Genomic DNA, 15,638 nt, shown 5'->3' with positions numbered 1-15,638 from the left:
AATCGGGCGCGACGAAACGCGACCTTACTCGCAGTGAATGACGGCGTCGAACATAAATTCGCGCTTGTACCAATCCGGATTGATCCACAATCCGACCCCGATTGTGTCTGGCGCTTCCCGGGCCCGAAATACGATGCGCTGGCCGACCGTCATGCGCAACTGGCGCTGCGAGATCACGGCGTGATTGTCGGCACGAAGGAGGAATATGGTTGCCATTCCCGGCCATCGTTCGCCCTTGTTGACGATTTCGAACTGAGCATCCGTGCTTTCGCACTTGGCGACGATATCGAGATTGAGTTCGGAACCCTGCGCCATCACCGGTTCGGCCGCCAGAAGTACGTTTCCACTCAACGCCAACGCCCAAAGAAATCGATACGCCGTCATCGTCAGCTACACCCCTGGCTGCATTGTTGGAGTCGTATATAGCTAGAGGTGTATATAGTTCTTTACGCATCCACCGCAACCCCATGTTCGGGCGTCCTAAAATGGGATTTTTCCGGCCGCAGGATTTTTCCGTCGCCGAATGGCCTATTTTCATTCGCCGAATCGAACCCGAGGAATCGCCAAGTCGCGGCCATGTGTTCGGGCAGCGGCGCGGCGACTTCGATCGTCCCCGAACGCGGATGGGGTATGCGGATCGCCCGAGCGTGCAAATGCAGCTTGGGCGAGATACTACTCCCGCTCAGAAACGCGCCTTTCCCGCCGTACTTGCCGTCACCCAAGATAGGCGTGCCGAGGGCGGCGGCATGCACCCGCAACTGGTGGGTGCGGCCGGTTTCAGGCTCCAACACCAGCCAAGCGGCGCGTTTGCCCGCACGGTCGACGACGCGATAACGCGTCACGGCGCGCTGGCCATCTTCGTTCTCCACCGCCACCCGTTCGCCTTTCGGGCCACCCTCCTTGGCGAGCGGCGCGTCGATGCGGCCTTCGGACGGATGGGGCACGCCCGCGACCGCCGCCCAATACACTTTCCGCGCGTCGCGCCCGCGAAAGGCGGCCGCAAGCTTGGCCGCCGCCTGGGCCGTACGCGCCAGCACCAGAACGCCGCTGGTGTCGCGGTCGAGACGATGCACCAAGCGCGGCCGCTCGCCCCCGAAGCGAAGCGCATCCAGCATCGCGTCCAGATGCCGATGGGTGCCGGTTCCGCCCTGCACGGCGAGACCGGCGGGCTTGTCGATCACGATCACGTCGTCGTCCTTGTAGAGCACCCGCGCGGCGAGCATCCGTGCATCCGCCGCGGCAACCGGCTTTTCCGGCGCCGCACGATTCGACGGCCGACCTAGCGGCGGCACGCGGACCGTTTGTCCCGCCACCAGCCTAAAGCCGGATTTCACCCGCCCGCCGTCGACCCGTACCTGGCCGGTGCGCAGGAGTTTTTCCAGCCGCCCGTGGGTCAGCTCCGGGTAATGGCGGCGGAACCAGCGATCCAGGCGCAGCCCGTCCTCGTCAGCAGCGACCCGCACGGTGGCAACAGTGGTGGGCGGACGCGCGTTCATGGCAAAAGTTGCCTCAACAAAGCCATGCCGGCGAAGAACGCCAGAATGGTCAACAGCACGGACGCCGCGACATAAAGGGCCGCGGGCATCAACCGCCCCTGCACCATCAGCAGGTTGACATCGAGAGTGAAAGCGGAAAACGTGGTGAACGCGCCGAGAAATCCGACCGTCAGAAACGCCCGCATCTCCGGGCTTGCCGACCAGGCAAGCGCGAAGGCTTCCGTCAGCGCCCCCATGACGAAACACCCGATCGTATTGACCGCGAGCGTCGCCCAGGGAAAGCCCGTGCCGAGCCAATGGCCGACCGCGCCCATCAGGGCATGGCGCGCGACCGCGCCTGCCGCCCCGCCGACGGCGATGGAAACAATCATCTGGATCGACATGGCCATTATCCCTTCGTGGTCGCTACGCGCCGCTCGCGCAGCTTGTCCCAGTATTCGAGGCGCTTGGCGATCTCGCGCTCGAAGCCGCGCTCGGTCGGCTCGTAAAACCGCCGCCGCGCCATGCCGTCCGGGAAATAGTTTTGGCCGGAAAAAGCCTCCGGTGCGTCGTGGTCGTATTCGTAACCCTTACCGTAGCCGAGATCGCGCATGAGGCGCGTCGGCGCGTTGAGGATGTGCATGGGCGGCATCAGCGAGCCAGTTTCCTCTGCCGCGCGCTTGGCCACCCCTTCGGCCACGTAGAGCGCATTCGACTTGGGCGCGGTGCCGAGATAGATGACGCATTGCACGAGACCGATTTCCCCTTCCGGGCTGCCCAGGCGTTCGTAAGTGTCCCAAGCGGCGAGCGCCTGATGGACCGCCTCGGGATCGGCAAGGCCGACGTCCTCGACCGCGAAACGGAGCAACCGGCGGGCGATGTAGCGCGGGTCCTCGCCCCCCGCCAGCATGCGCGCGAGCCAATAGAGGGCGGCGTCGGTGTCGGAACCGCGCAGCGACTTATGCAGGGCGCTGATGAGGTTGTAATGGCCTTCCTGACCCTTGTCGTAGAGCGGCCGGCGGCGCTGAACGAAGGCCGCGAGCCCGGCGGCATCGAGCGCGGTTTTGGGCGGGGCTTCGGCCAACGCCTCCGCCATGTTGAAGAGATAGCGACCATCCCCATCGGCCATGGCGCGGAGCGCCGCTCGGCCGTCCCCGGTCAAGGGTAACGGCCCCACGATCTTCTCCGCCCGCGCAATCAGGGCTTCGAGCGCCGCGTCGTCCAGGCGCTTCAACACCAGCACCTGGCAGCGCGAGAGCAGGGCCGCAACCAACTCGAACGATGGGTTCTCGGTGGTCGCGCCGACCAGGGTCACGGTGCCGTCCTCGACGTAGGGCAGAAAACCGTCCTGCTGGGCGCGGTTGAAACGGTGAATTTCGTCGATGAACAGCAGCGTCCCCTGCCCCGCCTGGCGGCGCTTGCGGGCCGCGTCGAACACCCGGCGGAGATCGGCGACGCCCGAGAACACGGCCGAAAGCGGCTCGAAGTGCAGCGAGGTGTGCTCGGCGAGCAAGCGGGCGATGGTGGTCTTGCCCGAACCGGGCGGTCCCCACAGGATGATCGAGCCGAGCTTGCCCGCGCGCACCATCCGCCCGATCGGTCCCTCGGGGCCGAGCAGATGGTCCTGGCCGACCACTTCGGCGAGCGACGCGGGCCGGAGCCGATCGGCAAGCGGCCGCGGGGCCTGGGCTTCGAACAAGGTGCTCATCGCCCGATCACCACCGACAGGCGCTGGCCGCCGCGGTCGAGGCCGATCGCCCAGCGTTCCGCCGGACGCTCCAGCACCTGGACCAATTCGCGCACCGTTTCCACCTTGCGACCGTTCAACTCGCGCAGCGCGTCGCCAGGACGGAAGCCGAAACGCGCCGCCGGCGAGCCGCCGCGGATTTGAAGAACGTAAACCCCGGCGGGAAAGCGCTCGCCGCCGAGTTCCTCGGCCAGCGCCGGGGACATGTTGGCGACCACCGCGCCAGCCAACGGGTGCGCCCCGGACAGCGCGGTGAGATCGCGCGGCGGATCCTCGACCGGCGCTTCGAGAGGTGCGCGCGCCTCGACGCTTGCGCCCTTGCGCCACAGCTTGAAGGTCGCGGTATCGCCGAGCGCGAGGGTGGCGATGCGGTAGCGAAGCGCGTTGTCGTCTTCGATCTCGCGGCCGTTTACAGACAGGATCACGTCGCCGGGACGGATGCCGGCCTTGGCCGCCGGGCTCTTGGGATGGACAGATTCGACCACCGCGCCCACGGGTCGGGGCAGCTTCAACTGGGAAGCGTCGTCGGGACCGACGGCGCGAGTGACGGCGCCGAGCCAAGGCCGGACCAACCGCCCGTCCCCCTTGGCGAAGCCGGCGATCACGGCGCGCACCATGGTCGAGGGAATTGCGAATCCGATGCCGTGCGAACCGCCCGAGCGGGAAAAGATGGCGGTGTTGATCCCGACCACGCGCCCGTCCATGGCCACCAGGGCGCCGCCGGAATTGCCGGGATTGATGGCGGCGTCGGTCTGAATAAAGGAGTTGAGATCGGATACGCCGACGTTGGTGCGCGCGAGCGCGGAAACGATACCGCTGGTCACGGTCTGGCCGACCCCGAACGGATTGCCGATGGCGAGCACGATGTCGCCGACCTCGAGCGCGTCCGAATCGCCAAGCTCCAGGTGCGGCAACGGCTCGCCCGCCTCGACGCGCAGGATGGCGATGTCGGTGCGCTCGTCGCGTCCGATCACCTGGGCCGGGAACTGGCGGCGGTCCGCCAATACGACCACGATCTGTTCGGCGCCCTCGATCACGTGGGCGTTGGTGACGACCAGTCCCTCGGGCCGCAGGATCACGCCCGAACCGAGGGAGTTCTGGGTCTGCTCGCGCTGGCTTTCGAAGCCGGGGAACGCCTCGCCGAAGAAGCGACGGAAGAAGGGATCGTCGAACAGGGTCGGGCCACGCCGGGTCCGCACCACTTTGCTGGTGTAGATGTTGACCACCGCCGGGGCCGCCTTGCGTACCAGGGGCGCGAAGGACGCGTGCATTTCGGCGCGGGTTTGCGGCACGCGCGTGTCCTGAGCCGCAAGCGGCGCGACCAGGCCGGTCGCCAAGGCCATCGCCAAAACGACCAGGATCGATGCGCGCGGCTGAAGCATCATGGCGAGAGCCTCGTCGACCTTTGGGGTCCGGAGCATGGCAGTATATAGGCGCGCCGAAGCCCCTTTCGGCACGGTGAAAATTGTCTAACCCATTGATTCGTTTAATATATATTATTTACCGATCATCGTCAAAAGCATAAGGCGGCCCGTTAGCGACGGGCCGCCCACGCTAAAATCGGTATTGATGCGCGCGGGGCGCGCGCGCCGCGTCAGGCCGCGGCGGATGCTTCGGCCTTGGCCGCTTCCTCGGCCGCCTTCTTGGTGCGTGCGCGGTCGGCGGCGCCCTTGGCGGCACGGTCGCGGTCGACCAACTCGATAAAAGCCATCGCCGCCGCGTCGCCGTAGCGGAAGCCCGCCTTGAGCACGCGGGTGTAGCCCCCCCGACGCGTCTTGTAGCGGGTGGCGAGCGGCCCGAACAGCTTCTGCACCACTTCGTTGTCGCGCAGGATCGCCGCCGCCTGGCGCCGAGCAGCGAGCGTGCCCTTCTTGCCGAGCGTCACCAGCCGTTCGGCGAAGCGCTTCAGTTCCTTGGCCTTGGGCAGCGTGGTCGAAATCTGCTCGTGACGAAACAGCGCCGTCGCGAGGTCGCGCAGCACCGCATGGCGATGCTGCGTCTTCATGTTCAGTTTGCGGCCTCGATTGGCGTGACGCATGGGCGGAATTCCCTTTCGGCGATCTCAGTACGGCTCTTCCAGCTTTTTGGCCAGTTCCTCGATGTTCTCGGGCGGCCAATTGGGAATCTGCATGCCGAGATGCAGCCCCATGTGGGCGAGCACTTCCTTGATTTCGTTAAGCGACTTGCGCCCGAAATTCGGAGTGCGGAGCATTTCCGCCTCCGACTTCTGGACCAGATCGCCGATGTAAATGATGTTGTCGTTCTTGAGGCAGTTGGCCGAACGAACCGACAGTTCCAATTCCTCGACTTTTTTCAGCAGGTTGCGGCTGAACGGCAGGTCTTCGCGCGCATCCACCGCGGTGGCGAGTTTCGGTTCCTCGAAATTGATGAAGAGCTGCATCTGGTCGGTGACGATGCGCGCCGCGAGCGCGACCGCGTCCTCGGGGCTGACAGTGCCATTGGTGGTGACGTCGAGCGTGAGCTTGTCGTAATCGGTGTACTGGCCGTGGCGAGTAGCGTCGACCTTATAGGCCACTTTCCGCACCGGCGAAAACACGGCATCCACCGGAATGCGCCCGATCGGCGAATCTTCCGGACGGCTCTGATTGGCGGGAACGTAGCCTTTGCCCGACTCGACCATCAGTTCCATGTTCAGCGTCGCTTTCTTGTCGAGGGCGCAGATGACGAGATCGGGATTGAGGATTTCGATATCGCCGCCCGCCGAAATCATGCCAGCGGTGACTTCGCACGGTCCTTCGGCCGTCAGCGTCATGCGTTTCGGCCCGTCGCCGTGCATCTTGATGGCAAGCATCTTGATATTAAGGACGATGTCGGTCACGTCCTCGCGCACGCCGGGGATGGTCGAGAATTCATGCAGCACGCCGTCGATCTGGATCGAGGTGACCGCCGCGCCCTGGAGCGAGGACAGCAGCACCCGCCGGAGCGCGTTGCCGAGCGTCAGGCCGAACCCGTGCTCGAGCGGCTCGGCGATGATGGTCGCACGCCGTTTCGGATCGTCGCTCGCGTGGATTTCGAGCTTGGACGGCTTGATCAGCTTTTCCCAATTTTTCTGAATCACGGATCGATCCTCTTGTTCGCTATGACTGGCGGCAAGGCGCGCCGCGCGCCGAGCACGATCGAAAGACGACGTCGGACGCCTAGACCCGTCGACGCTTGCGCGGCCGGCAACCGTTGTGCGGTATCGGCGTCACATCGCGGATGGCGGTAATGGTGAAGCCGACGTTTTGCAGGGCGCGCAGCGCGGATTCGCGCCCCGAGCCCGGACCTTTGACTTCGACCTCGAGCGTTTTCATCCCGTGTTCGAGCGCCTTGCGCCCGGCCGCCTCGCCCGCCACCTGGGCGGCGTAGGGCGTCGACTTGCGCGAGCCCTTGAAGCCCGAGCTGCCGGCCGACGCCCAGGCGATGGCGTTGCCCTGCGCGTCGGTGATGGTGATCATCGTGTTGTTGAAGCTGGCGTTCACGTGCGCGATGCCGGAGACGATGTTCTTGCGCTCCTTGCGCCGCGCGCGCGTTGCCGGTTTGGCTTCGGCGGCAGCCTGGGCGGGAGCGGATGCGGTTTTGGCCATGATCGTTCCTTGCGAGTGACTTCGAGCGACGGTCGAACGGAGGCTAGTCCGGAGAGGGACGGATCAGCCCTTGGTAACTTTCTTCTTGCCGGCGATGGCAATGCGCACGGGGCCCTTGCGGGTGCGCGCGTTGGTGTGGGTTCGCTGGCCGCGCACCGGCAGGCCGCGGCGATGGCGCAAGCCCCGATAGCAGCCGAGATCCATCAGGCGCTTGATGTTGGTCGCCACCTCGCGGCGGAGGTCGCCTTCGACCGTGTAGTCGCGGTCGATGACCTCGCGGATGCGGAGAATCTCTTCTTCGGTCAGCTGATTGACCCGACGGTTGGCGGGGATGCCGACCTCGCCGCAGATCTTCTTCGACAGCACCGGGCCGATACCGTAGATATACGTGAGGGCGACCTCGACCCTTTTGGCGGTCGGAATGTTCACGCCAGCGATTCGCGCCAAGGCCGGTTCTCCTTAAGTATCTGGAAATAAAAGATAATCTCTCCGCGAGGGCGGAAAGAGGCGCGGATTATACGCGTGGATTGCGACCTGTCAACCATTCCTACCCTGTTTCCTACCCCTCTCCCCTAACCCAGGATCGCCGCGATTTGGCGGGTCACTTCCGGGATCGGGGCCATGCCGTCGACCCCCTTGAGGTTGCCCTTTTTCCGGTAGTGGTCGGCGATCGGAGCGGTCTGGGCGTGGTAAGCCTTGAGCCGCGAGCGGACGGTATCGGCGTTGTCGTCGGCACGGCGGGTGAACTCCTTTCCGCCGCACTTGTCGCAAACCCCCTTGGTCTTGGGCATCTGCAGGGTGTCGTGGTAACCGGCCCCGCATTTGGCGCAGGCGTAGCGCCCGGTGATGCGGCTGACCATGGCCTCGTCGTCGACGCGCATTTCGATCACGTGGTCGATCTTGAGCCCCGCCTTCTTGAGCATGGCGTCCAACGCCTCGGCCTGCGGGATGGTGCGCGGGAAGCCGTCGAGAATGAAGCCGTTCTTGCAATCCGGCTTGGCGATCCGGCCTTCGATCATCTTCACGATCAGGTCGTCGGGGACCAGCTCGCCCTTTTCCATGATCGCCTTCGCCTTGCGGCCGAGTTCGGAGCCGGCCGCGACCTCGGCACGCAGCATGTCGCCGGTCGACAGCTGAACGATCTTATGCTTGTCCTGGACGATCTTGGCCTGGGTGCCCTTGCCGGCGCCCGGCGGCCCGAGAAGAATCAGATTCGGCATGGTTACTTCTTTCCCCGCAGCTTGGCTTTCTTGATCAAGCCTTCGTACTGGTGGGCAAGCAGGTGGGACTGTATCTGCCCGACCGTATCGAGCGTCACCGTGACCACGATTAGCAGGCTGGTGCCGCCGAAATAGAACGGCACCGAATACTTGGCGATCAGGAATTCCGGCAACAGCGACACCGCCACCAGGTAGATGGCGCCGATCACCGTGAGGCGCGTCAGCACGCGATCAAGATATTCCGACGTGTTGACGCCGGGACGGATACCGGGGATGAAGCCGCCGTATTTCTTGAGATTGTCGGCGGTATCGACCGGATTGAAGACGACCGCGGTGTAGAAAAAGGCGAAGAACGCGATCAGAAGCGCGTAGATGATCAGATAGAGCGGCTGGCCATGGCCGAGATAGGCGGCGACCGTAGTCAACCACTCCGGTCCCTGCCCGGCCTGGAAGCTGATGAGCGTCAGCGGCATCAACAGGATCGAGCTCGCGAAAATCGGCGGGATCACGCCCGAGGTATTGATCTTGAGCGGCAGATGCGAGCTTTCGCCGCCGAACAGCTTGTTACCCATCTGGCGCTTCGGGTACTGGACGATGATGCGCCGCTGCGCCCGCTCGACGAAAACGATCAGAAAGATGACGGCGATCGCCATCACCAGGAAAAAAATGATGAGCGGCGTCGCCAGCGCGCCGGTGCGGCCCAGTTCGAGGGTTCCGGCCAGCGCCTGCGGCAGGTTGGCGACGATGCCGCTGAAGATGATGAGCGAGATGCCGTTGCCGATGCCGCGTTCGGTGATCTGTTCGCCGAGCCACATCAGGAACATGGTGCCGCCGGTCAGAGTCACCACCACGGAAAAGCGGAAGAAGTATCCGGGATCCGGCACCGCCGGGCCGACGCTGGAGGTCATGCCCTCGATGCCGGTGGCGACGCCGTAGGACTGCACCACCGTGATCAGCACGGTCAGGTAGCGTGTGTATTGGTTGATCTTCTTGCGGCCGACTTCGCCTTCCTTCTTGAGGGCCTCGATCTGGGGAGAAACCGCGGCCATCAGCTGCATGATGATCGCCGCGGAGATGTACGGCATGATGTTGAGGGCGAACACGGTCATCCGCCCGAGCGCGCCGCCGGCGAACATGTCGATCATGCCGAGAATGCCGCCCGCGTTCTGGCGGAAGATGTCCTGCATCACCGCCGGATCGATTCCCGGCAGCGGCACGTAGGTGCCGAACCGATAGACGATCAGGGCGCCGAGCGTGAACCAGATCCGCTTCTTCAGTTCGGTCGCCTTGGCGAACGCCCCGAAGTTGAGGTTGGCGGCAAGCTGTTCGGCGGCGGAGGCCATGGTCCGACTCCGTTACTCCGGTGACGTGACGCGATCCGACCGCTCAACCCTTTTCGGGTTTGGTCTTGTCGGATTTGGGTGCGATCTTGACTTCGGCCTTGGCCGGCTTTTCGGCCTTGGGCTTCGACTTGGCTTCGGCCGCCTTGGCCTCGGCCGCGGCGGCGGCCTTGGCTCGGTCGGCTTTGGCCTGGGCCTCGGCCGCGTCGCGCTTGATCTTCTTGCCGCGGGTCGGCCGTTCGGGTTTGGACGGCGGGAACGCGACCTGGCCGCCGGCCTTGGCGATCTGGGCAAGAGCCCCTTTCGACGCCGCCGTGACGGAAAACTTGATCGGCGCCTTGAGTTCGCCCTTGGCCAGCAGCTTGACGCCGTCGCGTTCGCGCCGGATCACGCCGGCGGCAATCATCGCCGCGCCGTCGACGACCGTATCCGACTTGAGGCGGCCGGCATCGACCGCGCGCTGCACCTGGCCGAGATTGACCTCGACCAACTCGCGGCGGAAGGGATTGTTGAAGCCGCGCTTCGGCAGGCGGCGGTAGAGCGGCATCTGGCCGCCCTCGAACGACAGCACGGAGACGCCGCTGCGCGCGGTCTGGCCCTTGCCGCCGCGGCCGCCGGTCTTACCCTTGCCCGAGCCGATGCCGCGCCCGATGCGCTTGCGCACCTGCGTCGCGCCGAAATTGTCGCGGATTTCGTTCAATTTCATGGTCGCCGTCCTTTATTTTGCCGTGTCGACCGTCACCAAGTGTTTCACCTTGGCGATCATGCCGCGCACCGATGGCGTATCCTCGAGTTCGCGGGTGCGATGCAGCTTGCCGAGACCGAGGCCGACCAAGGTCGCCTGCTGGTCTTTGGTGCGCTTGCCGGCGCTGCGCACTTGCGTCACGCGCACGCGGTTCTTGGATTTTGCGTTCATCGCCGCGGTCCCTCGCTCGTCGGTTCTTTATCAGTCTTTGTCGCCGGGGCCGGCTTCACCGCGCCGGCCGACCAAATCGCCGACCTTCTTGCCGCGCCGGGAGGCGACCACGCGCGGCGACATCATACCCTTGAGGGCGGCGAAGGTCGCCTTGACCATGTTGTGCGGATTGGCGGTGCCGACCGACTTGGCGACCACGTCGTGAACGCCCATGGTTTCGAACACCGCGCGCATCGGGCCACCGGCGATGATGCCGGTGCCGGGATCGGCCGCGCGCAACACGACGCGTCCGGCGCCGTAATGCCCGACCAGATCGTGATGCAGGGTGCGCCGATCGCGCAGCGGCACCCGGATCATGGCGCGCTTGGCCTGATCGGTCGCCTTGCGGATCGCTTCCGGCACTTCGCGCGCCTTGCCGGTGCCGTAGCCGACACGGCCCTTGCCGTCGCCGACCACCACCAGCGCGGCGAAGGCGAAGCGGCGGCCGCCCTTCACCACCTTGGCGACGCGGTTGATGCTGACCAGCCGGTCGACGAGATCGGATTCTTCGCGCGATTGGCCTTCGCGCGACTCGCGGCTTTCGCGGCCCTCGCGCCCTTCGCCGCGCCCGCGCCCACGGCCGCGGCCGCCGGCCCGCCCGCGCCCGCGCGGACGTTCCGTGCTTTCGCTGGCCTCTTCCGTCTCCGCCATTGCCTGGATATCCGCCATCGCTTGCGACTCCTCCTGAAATTCCGTTCGGCTAGAACGACAAGCCGCCGGCGCGGGCCGCGTCGGCCAGCGCCTTGATTCGGCCGTGGTAGCGGTAGCCGCCGCGATCGAACACCACGTTCTTGATTCCGGCCTTCAGCGCGCGCTCGGCGATCAGCTTGCCGATCTCGCCCGCCGCGGCGACGTTGGCGCCTTTCTTGAGGCGCGCGCGCGATTCCTTTTCCAGCGTCGATGCCGCCGCCAGCGTAACGCCCTTATGGTCGTCGATGACCTGGGCGTAGATGTGCCGGCCGGAGCGGAAGATCGACAAGCGCGGACGGCGGCCACCGCTCCGCGCGATATACCGGCGGATCCGCTTCTTGCGCCGACCGAATAGAACTTTCGATTTGGCCATGGCTACTTCTTCTTGCCTTCCTTGCGGAGAATCGTTTCGTTCGCGTACTTGATTCCCTTGCCCTTGTAGGGTTCGGGTGGACGGAAGTCGCGGATGTTCGCCGCCACCTGCCCGACCAGGCGCCGGTCCGATCCGGCGATCGTGATCTGGGTCTGCTCCGGGCACGCGATCTTGATGCCGGCCGGAATCGGGTAACGGACCTCGTGGCTGTAGCCGAGTTGCAAGACCAGGTCCTTGCCCTGAACGGCGGCGCGGAAGCCGACACCGCTGATATCGAGCTTTTCCGAATACCCGGTCGTTACGCCCTCGATCATGTTGCGGATGCTAGCGCGCGCCGTGCCCCACATCCGACGCGCCTGATGGGATTCGGAGGCCGGCTTGACGACGATTCCGTCGCCCTCGCGCGCGAGCACGACATCGCGGCCGTAGTCGGCCGTAAGCTCGCCGAGCTTGCCCTTGGCGGTAACCCGGGTTCCGGCCAACTCGACCGTAACTCCGGCGGGCACCTTGACGGGATTTTTTCCGACGCGGGACATGATTGCGTTCCTTGGATCTTCTTAGAACACGCGGCAGAGCACTTCGCCGCCGACGTTGGCGGCACGCGCTTCCGCATCCGACATCACGCCGCGCGGCGTGGACAGGATCGAGATGCCGAGGCCGTTGTAGACCTTGCTCAGTTCCTTGATCTTGGAATAGACCCGACGGCCGGGACGCGACACGCGCGAAATTTCGCGGATCACCGGGTCGCCCTCGTGGTACTTGAGTTCGATCCGGATTTCGCCGACGCCGGGGCGAACTTCGGTCACCTCGAAGTCGCGGATGAATCCCTCGCGCTTCAGGACATCGAGCACGTCGCTGCGGAAGCGCGACGCCGGCACGGTCACCTCGCTCAGGCGTGCGTGCTGGCCGTTGCGGATCCGCGCGATCATATCGCCGATGGGATCGGTCATCGCCATATCCGGGGTCTCCCTTACCAGCTCGACTTGATCATGCCGGGGATCTGTCCCGACGAGCCGAGCTCGCGAATCGCCATGCGGCACAACTTAAATTTCCGGTAGTTGCCGCGCGGGCGCCCGGTCAGCTCGCAACGCAGGCGAAACCGACTCGGCGAAGAATTGCGCGGCAGCTGCGCCAGCTTGAGCCGCGCGGCGAACCGTTCCTCCGGCGACAGCGACTTGTCGCTGGCCAGGGCTTTCAGCTTGGCGCGGCGAGCGGCATGTTTTTTCGCCAGCCGGCGGCGCTTTTCGTTCCTCTCGATGGCACTTTTCTTAGCCATACTGTATCGCTCCTGAGTTGCCGATCGTTCCCAATCAGGACGCAAAAGGCAGGTCGAAGCCCTTGAGCAGGGCCTTGGCCTCCGCGTCCGTCTTGGCGGTGGTGCAAATCACGATGTCCATGCCCCGGGTCTTCTCCATCTGGTCGAAGTCGATCTCGGGAAACACGGTCTGTTCCTTGAGGCCGATGGTGTAGTTGCCGCGGCCGTCGAAGCTCTTGCCCGAAAGCCCACGGAAGTCCTTGACGCGCGGCAGAGCGACGTTGACCAGCCGGTCGAGAAATTCGTACATGCGCTCGCGCCGGAGCGTGACCATGCAACCGACCGGCACGCCCTTGCGCAGCTTGAAAGTGGCGATCGACTTGCGCGACGTCGTGACGACGGGCTTCTGTCCGGAGATCGCCGTCAATTCTTTGACTGCGCCTTCGATCTTCTTCTTGTCCTGGGAGGCTTCGCCGACGCCCATGTTGATGACGATCTTGCTCAGCTTCGGCACCTGCATCGGGCTCGTGTAGCCGAACTCCTTGGCCAGCGCCGGAGCGACCGTCTTGACGTAATGTTCCTGCAACCGTGCCGTCATGGCGCCTTCCTCACTTGTCGATCACTTCGCCCGACTTGCGGGCAAAACGCACTTTTTGGCCGTCCTTCAGAATCTTGTAGCCGACGCGGGTCGCCTTGCCGGATTTGGGATCGACCAGCGCGAGATTGGAGACGTGGATCGTCCCCTCTTTTTCGACGATTCCGCCTTGGGGATTGGCCTGGGTCGGCCGGGTGTGACGCTTGACGCGATGCACGCCTTGGACGACCGCGCGCAGTTCGCGCGGATACATCTTGAGCACCTCGCCGACCTTGCCCTTATCGCGACCGGCAATGACGACGACCCGGTCGCCCTTCTTGATCTTCAGCTTCATGACCATGACTCGAATGCCTTACCTCACAACACTTCCGGCGCGAGCGAGACGATCTTCATGTACTTTTTCGCTCGCAGCTCGCGGGTGACCGGCCCGAAGATTCGGGTGCCGATCGGTTCGCCCTGCTTATCGACCAGCACGGCGGCGTTGCGATCGAACCGGATCACCGAACCGTCGGCGCGGCGGATGTCCTTGGTCGTGCGAACGATCACCGCCTGCACGACCTCGCCCTTCTTGACCCGGCCGCGCGGAATCGCGTCTTTAACCGATACGACGATTACATCGCCGATGGTGGCGTAGCGCCGCTTCGATCCGCCGAGCACCTTGATGCACTGCACGCGGCGCGCGCCGGAATTGTCCGCTACTTCCAAATTCGTTTCGACTTGAATCATCGGTTTACCTTTCGCGCGCCCGGAAGTTCGGATGTCACTCCGCGATCACTTCCCAACACTTGTTCTTCGAAATCGGGCGACATTCGCGGATCGTCACCACGTCGCCGATCTTGTGCTTGTTCGTTTCGTCGTGCGCGGCGTATTTCTTGGACCGACGAATGATCTTTTTGTACATCGGGTGCGTGAAGCGGCGCTCGACGCGCACCACCACCGTCTTGTCCATCTTGTCGCTGACGACGACGCCGCTCAGAACCCGCCTGGGCATTGCACGCTATCTCCTGTCTTTCCTACGCCGATTTGGCCTTGGCCTTCGGTTTCTTCGCCGGAGCGGCTTTGACCGGCGCCGCTTGGCCGAGTTTCCGTTGAGTCAACTGGGTCTTGATGCGCGCGATGTCGCGACGGATGGCGCGCACGCGTGCCGTGTTCTCGAGCTGGCCGCTCGCGCGTTGGAAACGCAGGTTGAACGCCTCCTTGCGCAAGCCGACCAGAGATTCCTTCAACTGATCGTCGCTCATGGTCCGGATTTCGGCGGGCTTCATCGGTTCAGGCCCCTTTCAGCGCGCGGGTCACGAGCCGGGTCTTGATCGGCAGCTTGGCGGCGGCGAGCGCGAAAGCTTGCTCCGCTACGTCGCGCGACACGCCGTCGACCTCGAACAGGATGCGGCCCGGCTTGACCCGGCATACCCAGAATTCCGGGCTGCCCTTGCCGCTGCCCATGCGCACTTCGGCCGGCTTCTTCGACACCGGCACGTCGGGAAACACGCGTACCCACACGCGCCCGGTGCGGCTCATGCGGCGGGTCAGGGCCCGGCGCGCGGCCTCGATCTGGCGGGCGGTGACCCGCTCGGGCTCGAGCGCCTTGAGGCCGTATTCGCCAAAGTTCAGGCTGAACCCGCCCTTGGCCTTGCCGTGGATGCGGCCCTTGTGCGCCTTGCGGTATTTGACATTGAGCGGAGATTGCATGAGACGATCCGTATTGGTTGTTCGGTTCCCGTTCAGCGCGCCGGCTGTTGCTCGATGGCAAGCTTGTCGAGCGCCATCGGGTCATGAGCCATGATCTCGCCCTTGTAGATCCAAACCTTGACGCCGCAGGTGCCATAGGAGGTCTTGGCCGTCGCGGTGCCGAAATCGATGTTGGCGCGCAGCGTATGCAGCGGCACCCGGCCCTCGCGGTACCACACCAGGCGCGCGATTTCCGCGCCGCCGAGCCGCCCGGAGCAGTTGACGCGGATGCCTTCGGCACCGAGACGCTGTGCCGATTGTACCGCCCGCTTGACCGCGCGGCGGATCGACACGCGCCGTTCCATCTGCTGGGCGATGTTTTCGGCCACCAGGCGAGCGTCGATTTCCGGCTTGCGGATTTCGACAATGTTCAAGTGGACTTCGGAGCCGGTCATCTTCTGGACCTCGGCCTTGAGCTTCTCGATGTCGGCGCCCTTGCGGCCGATCACGATCCCGGGCCGCGCGGTATGGATGGTCACCCGCGCCTTTTTCGCCGGACGTTCGATGACGATCCGCGACACGCCCGCCTGCGCGAGCCGCTCCGTCAACAGCTTGCGAATGCGCAAATCCTCATGCAGCAGGTTGCCGTAGTCGTTCTCGGCGAACCACCGGGAATCCCAGGTCCGGTTAATGCCGAGCCTGAGCCCGACCGGATTGACCTTTTGGCCCATGC

At 64.7% G+C, this 15,638-nt stretch carries 25 protein-coding genes; all 25 read right to left on the bottom strand.

What is annotated here, in order from left to right; translation table 11 throughout:
• Positions 1–24 precede the first annotated feature (24 nt).
• Positions 25–384, bottom strand: coding sequence for a hypothetical protein (locus FJ311_02795; protein MBM3950360.1), 360 nt, complete (start codon positions 382–384; stop codon positions 25–27).
• 62 nt (positions 385–446) lie between these two features.
• Complete coding sequence (locus FJ311_02790; GenBank protein ID MBM3950359.1) at positions 447–1,496, bottom strand: RluA family pseudouridine synthase; 1,050 nt, start codon at positions 1,494–1,496, stop codon at positions 447–449.
• Positions 1,493–1,885 (bottom strand): fluoride efflux transporter CrcB, encoded by a 393-nt coding sequence (gene crcB, locus FJ311_02785; GenBank protein ID MBM3950358.1) that lies wholly within the window; start codon positions 1,883–1,885, stop codon positions 1,493–1,495. Before crcB ends, FJ311_02790 begins: the two co-directional genes overlap by 4 nt.
• Positions 1,885–3,183, bottom strand: coding sequence for a replication-associated recombination protein A (locus FJ311_02780; protein MBM3950357.1), 1,299 nt, complete (start codon positions 3,181–3,183; stop codon positions 1,885–1,887). Before FJ311_02780 ends, crcB begins: the two co-directional genes overlap by 1 nt.
• The gene (locus FJ311_02775) at positions 3,180–4,643 is read right to left on the bottom strand and encodes a Do family serine endopeptidase (GenBank protein ID MBM3950356.1); all 1,464 of its coding nucleotides are present in this window, start codon (positions 4,641–4,643) and stop codon (positions 3,180–3,182) included. The genes FJ311_02780 and FJ311_02775 overlap by 4 nt, the downstream gene beginning before the upstream one ends.
• Before the next feature lie 173 nt (positions 4,644–4,816).
• Positions 4,817–5,260 carry a 50S ribosomal protein L17 gene (locus FJ311_02770; GenBank protein MBM3950355.1) on the bottom strand — a complete coding sequence of 148 codons (444 nt, stop codon included), beginning with the start codon at positions 5,258–5,260 and terminating at the stop codon, positions 4,817–4,819.
• 24 nt (positions 5,261–5,284) lie between these two features.
• Complete coding sequence (locus FJ311_02765; GenBank protein ID MBM3950354.1) at positions 5,285–6,301, bottom strand: DNA-directed RNA polymerase subunit alpha; 1,017 nt, start codon at positions 6,299–6,301, stop codon at positions 5,285–5,287.
• Positions 6,302–6,380: 79 nt separating this feature from the next.
• Positions 6,381–6,809: a 30S ribosomal protein S11 gene (gene rpsK, locus FJ311_02760; protein MBM3950353.1), complete on the bottom strand. Its 429-nt coding sequence runs from the start codon at positions 6,807–6,809 to the stop codon at positions 6,381–6,383.
• A gap of 63 nt (positions 6,810–6,872) precedes the next feature.
• Positions 6,873–7,256: a 30S ribosomal protein S13 gene (rpsM, locus tag FJ311_02755; GenBank protein MBM3950352.1), complete on the bottom strand. Its 384-nt coding sequence runs from the start codon at positions 7,254–7,256 to the stop codon at positions 6,873–6,875.
• A 125-nt stretch (positions 7,257–7,381) separates the two neighbouring features.
• A complete protein-coding gene (locus tag FJ311_02750; protein MBM3950351.1) occupies positions 7,382–8,029 on the bottom strand; it encodes an adenylate kinase in 648 nt (215 codons plus the stop codon).
• A 2-nt stretch (positions 8,030–8,031) separates the two neighbouring features.
• Positions 8,032–9,372, bottom strand: coding sequence for a preprotein translocase subunit SecY (secY, locus tag FJ311_02745; GenBank protein ID MBM3950350.1), 1,341 nt, complete (start codon positions 9,370–9,372; stop codon positions 8,032–8,034).
• Positions 9,373–9,415: 43 nt separating this feature from the next.
• Positions 9,416–10,075 carry a 50S ribosomal protein L15 gene (locus FJ311_02740; GenBank protein MBM3950349.1) on the bottom strand — a complete coding sequence of 220 codons (660 nt, stop codon included), beginning with the start codon at positions 10,073–10,075 and terminating at the stop codon, positions 9,416–9,418.
• A gap of 12 nt (positions 10,076–10,087) precedes the next feature.
• The gene (gene rpmD, locus FJ311_02735; GenBank protein MBM3950348.1) at positions 10,088–10,285 is read right to left on the bottom strand and encodes a 50S ribosomal protein L30; all 198 of its coding nucleotides are present in this window, start codon (positions 10,283–10,285) and stop codon (positions 10,088–10,090) included.
• 30 nt (positions 10,286–10,315) lie between these two features.
• Positions 10,316–10,993 carry a 30S ribosomal protein S5 gene (locus FJ311_02730; GenBank protein ID MBM3950347.1) on the bottom strand — a complete coding sequence of 226 codons (678 nt, stop codon included), beginning with the start codon at positions 10,991–10,993 and terminating at the stop codon, positions 10,316–10,318.
• Between the two features lie 31 nt (positions 10,994–11,024).
• Positions 11,025–11,387, bottom strand: a complete 363-nt coding sequence (locus FJ311_02725; protein ID MBM3950346.1) for a 50S ribosomal protein L18 — start codon at positions 11,385–11,387, stop codon at positions 11,025–11,027.
• Positions 11,388–11,389: 2 nt separating this feature from the next.
• Positions 11,390–11,923: a 50S ribosomal protein L6 gene (locus FJ311_02720; GenBank protein ID MBM3950345.1), complete on the bottom strand. Its 534-nt coding sequence runs from the start codon at positions 11,921–11,923 to the stop codon at positions 11,390–11,392.
• A gap of 21 nt (positions 11,924–11,944) precedes the next feature.
• Positions 11,945–12,343, bottom strand: a complete 399-nt coding sequence (rpsH, locus tag FJ311_02715; GenBank protein MBM3950344.1) for a 30S ribosomal protein S8 — start codon at positions 12,341–12,343, stop codon at positions 11,945–11,947.
• A 14-nt stretch (positions 12,344–12,357) separates the two neighbouring features.
• Entirely contained in the window at positions 12,358–12,663 is a 306-nt protein-coding gene (rpsN, locus tag FJ311_02710) for a 30S ribosomal protein S14 (protein ID MBM3950343.1), read from the bottom strand.
• A gap of 34 nt (positions 12,664–12,697) precedes the next feature.
• A complete protein-coding gene (gene rplE / locus FJ311_02705) occupies positions 12,698–13,240 on the bottom strand; it encodes a 50S ribosomal protein L5 (GenBank protein MBM3950342.1) in 543 nt (180 codons plus the stop codon).
• A 10-nt stretch (positions 13,241–13,250) separates the two neighbouring features.
• Complete coding sequence (locus FJ311_02700) at positions 13,251–13,565, bottom strand: 50S ribosomal protein L24 (protein ID MBM3950341.1); 315 nt, start codon at positions 13,563–13,565, stop codon at positions 13,251–13,253.
• A gap of 29 nt (positions 13,566–13,594) precedes the next feature.
• Positions 13,595–13,963 (bottom strand): 50S ribosomal protein L14, encoded by a 369-nt coding sequence (gene rplN, locus FJ311_02695; protein ID MBM3950340.1) that lies wholly within the window; start codon positions 13,961–13,963, stop codon positions 13,595–13,597.
• Positions 13,964–13,997: 34 nt separating this feature from the next.
• A complete protein-coding gene (gene rpsQ, locus FJ311_02690) occupies positions 13,998–14,228 on the bottom strand; it encodes a 30S ribosomal protein S17 (protein MBM3950339.1) in 231 nt (76 codons plus the stop codon).
• A gap of 22 nt (positions 14,229–14,250) precedes the next feature.
• Entirely contained in the window at positions 14,251–14,502 is a 252-nt protein-coding gene (locus FJ311_02685) for a 50S ribosomal protein L29 (GenBank protein MBM3950338.1), read from the bottom strand.
• Positions 14,503–14,506: 4 nt separating this feature from the next.
• Positions 14,507–14,926, bottom strand: a complete 420-nt coding sequence (rplP, locus tag FJ311_02680; GenBank protein MBM3950337.1) for a 50S ribosomal protein L16 — start codon at positions 14,924–14,926, stop codon at positions 14,507–14,509.
• 32 nt (positions 14,927–14,958) lie between these two features.
• Positions 14,959–15,636: a 30S ribosomal protein S3 gene (gene rpsC, locus FJ311_02675; protein ID MBM3950336.1), complete on the bottom strand. Its 678-nt coding sequence runs from the start codon at positions 15,634–15,636 to the stop codon at positions 14,959–14,961.
• Positions 15,637–15,638 lie beyond the last annotated feature (2 nt).

The organism is Rhodospirillales bacterium, assembly GCA_016872535.1.
GTDB lineage: Bacteria > Pseudomonadota > Alphaproteobacteria > Rhodospirillales > 2-12-FULL-67-15 > 2-12-FULL-67-15.
Note: the sequence above shows the minus strand (reverse complement) of the source record. Positions and strands in the feature narration are given on the sequence as shown.

What these genes read in the sequence shown, in the direction of transcription:
- FJ311_02795 (MBM3950360.1), bottom strand. Translation starts at nt 384, where the DNA reads ATGACGGCGTATCGATTTCTTTGGGCGTTGGCGTTGAGTGGAAACGTA.
- FJ311_02790 (MBM3950359.1), bottom strand. Translation starts at nt 1,496, where the DNA reads ATGAACGCGCGTCCGCCCACCACTGTTGCCACCGTGCGGGTCGCTGCT.
- crcB (MBM3950358.1), bottom strand. Translation starts at nt 1,885, where the DNA reads ATGGCCATGTCGATCCAGATGATTGTTTCCATCGCCGTCGGCGGGGCG.
- FJ311_02780 (MBM3950357.1), bottom strand. Translation starts at nt 3,183, where the DNA reads ATGAGCACCTTGTTCGAAGCCCAGGCCCCGCGGCCGCTTGCCGATCGG.
- FJ311_02775 (MBM3950356.1), bottom strand. Translation starts at nt 4,643, where the DNA reads ATGCTCCGGACCCCAAAGGTCGACGAGGCTCTCGCCATGATGCTTCAG.
- FJ311_02770 (MBM3950355.1), bottom strand. Translation starts at nt 5,260, where the DNA reads ATGCGTCACGCCAATCGAGGCCGCAAACTGAACATGAAGACGCAGCAT.
- rpsK (MBM3950353.1), bottom strand. Translation starts at nt 6,809, where the DNA reads ATGGCCAAAACCGCATCCGCTCCCGCCCAGGCTGCCGCCGAAGCCAAA.
- FJ311_02750 (MBM3950351.1), bottom strand. Translation starts at nt 8,029, where the DNA reads ATGCCGAATCTGATTCTTCTCGGGCCGCCGGGCGCCGGCAAGGGCACC.
- secY (MBM3950350.1), bottom strand. Translation starts at nt 9,372, where the DNA reads ATGGCCTCCGCCGCCGAACAGCTTGCCGCCAACCTCAACTTCGGGGCG.
- FJ311_02740 (MBM3950349.1), bottom strand. Translation starts at nt 10,075, where the DNA reads ATGAAATTGAACGAAATCCGCGACAATTTCGGCGCGACGCAGGTGCGC.
- rpmD (MBM3950348.1), bottom strand. Translation starts at nt 10,285, where the DNA reads ATGAACGCAAAATCCAAGAACCGCGTGCGCGTGACGCAAGTGCGCAGC.
- FJ311_02730 (MBM3950347.1), bottom strand. Translation starts at nt 10,993, where the DNA reads ATGGCGGATATCCAGGCAATGGCGGAGACGGAAGAGGCCAGCGAAAGC.
- FJ311_02725 (MBM3950346.1), bottom strand. Translation starts at nt 11,387, where the DNA reads ATGGCCAAATCGAAAGTTCTATTCGGTCGGCGCAAGAAGCGGATCCGC.
- FJ311_02720 (MBM3950345.1), bottom strand. Translation starts at nt 11,923, where the DNA reads ATGTCCCGCGTCGGAAAAAATCCCGTCAAGGTGCCCGCCGGAGTTACG.
- rpsH (MBM3950344.1), bottom strand. Translation starts at nt 12,343, where the DNA reads ATGGCGATGACCGATCCCATCGGCGATATGATCGCGCGGATCCGCAAC.
- rpsN (MBM3950343.1), bottom strand. Translation starts at nt 12,663, where the DNA reads ATGGCTAAGAAAAGTGCCATCGAGAGGAACGAAAAGCGCCGCCGGCTG.
- rplE (MBM3950342.1), bottom strand. Translation starts at nt 13,240, where the DNA reads ATGACGGCACGGTTGCAGGAACATTACGTCAAGACGGTCGCTCCGGCG.
- rplN (MBM3950340.1), bottom strand. Translation starts at nt 13,963, where the DNA reads ATGATTCAAGTCGAAACGAATTTGGAAGTAGCGGACAATTCCGGCGCG.
- rpsQ (MBM3950339.1), bottom strand. Translation starts at nt 14,228, where the DNA reads ATGCCCAGGCGGGTTCTGAGCGGCGTCGTCGTCAGCGACAAGATGGAC.
- FJ311_02685 (MBM3950338.1), bottom strand. Translation starts at nt 14,502, where the DNA reads ATGAAGCCCGCCGAAATCCGGACCATGAGCGACGATCAGTTGAAGGAA.
- rplP (MBM3950337.1), bottom strand. Translation starts at nt 14,926, where the DNA reads ATGCAATCTCCGCTCAATGTCAAATACCGCAAGGCGCACAAGGGCCGC.
- rpsC (MBM3950336.1), bottom strand. Translation starts at nt 15,636, where the DNA reads ATGGGCCAAAAGGTCAATCCGGTCGGGCTCAGGCTCGGCATTAACCGG.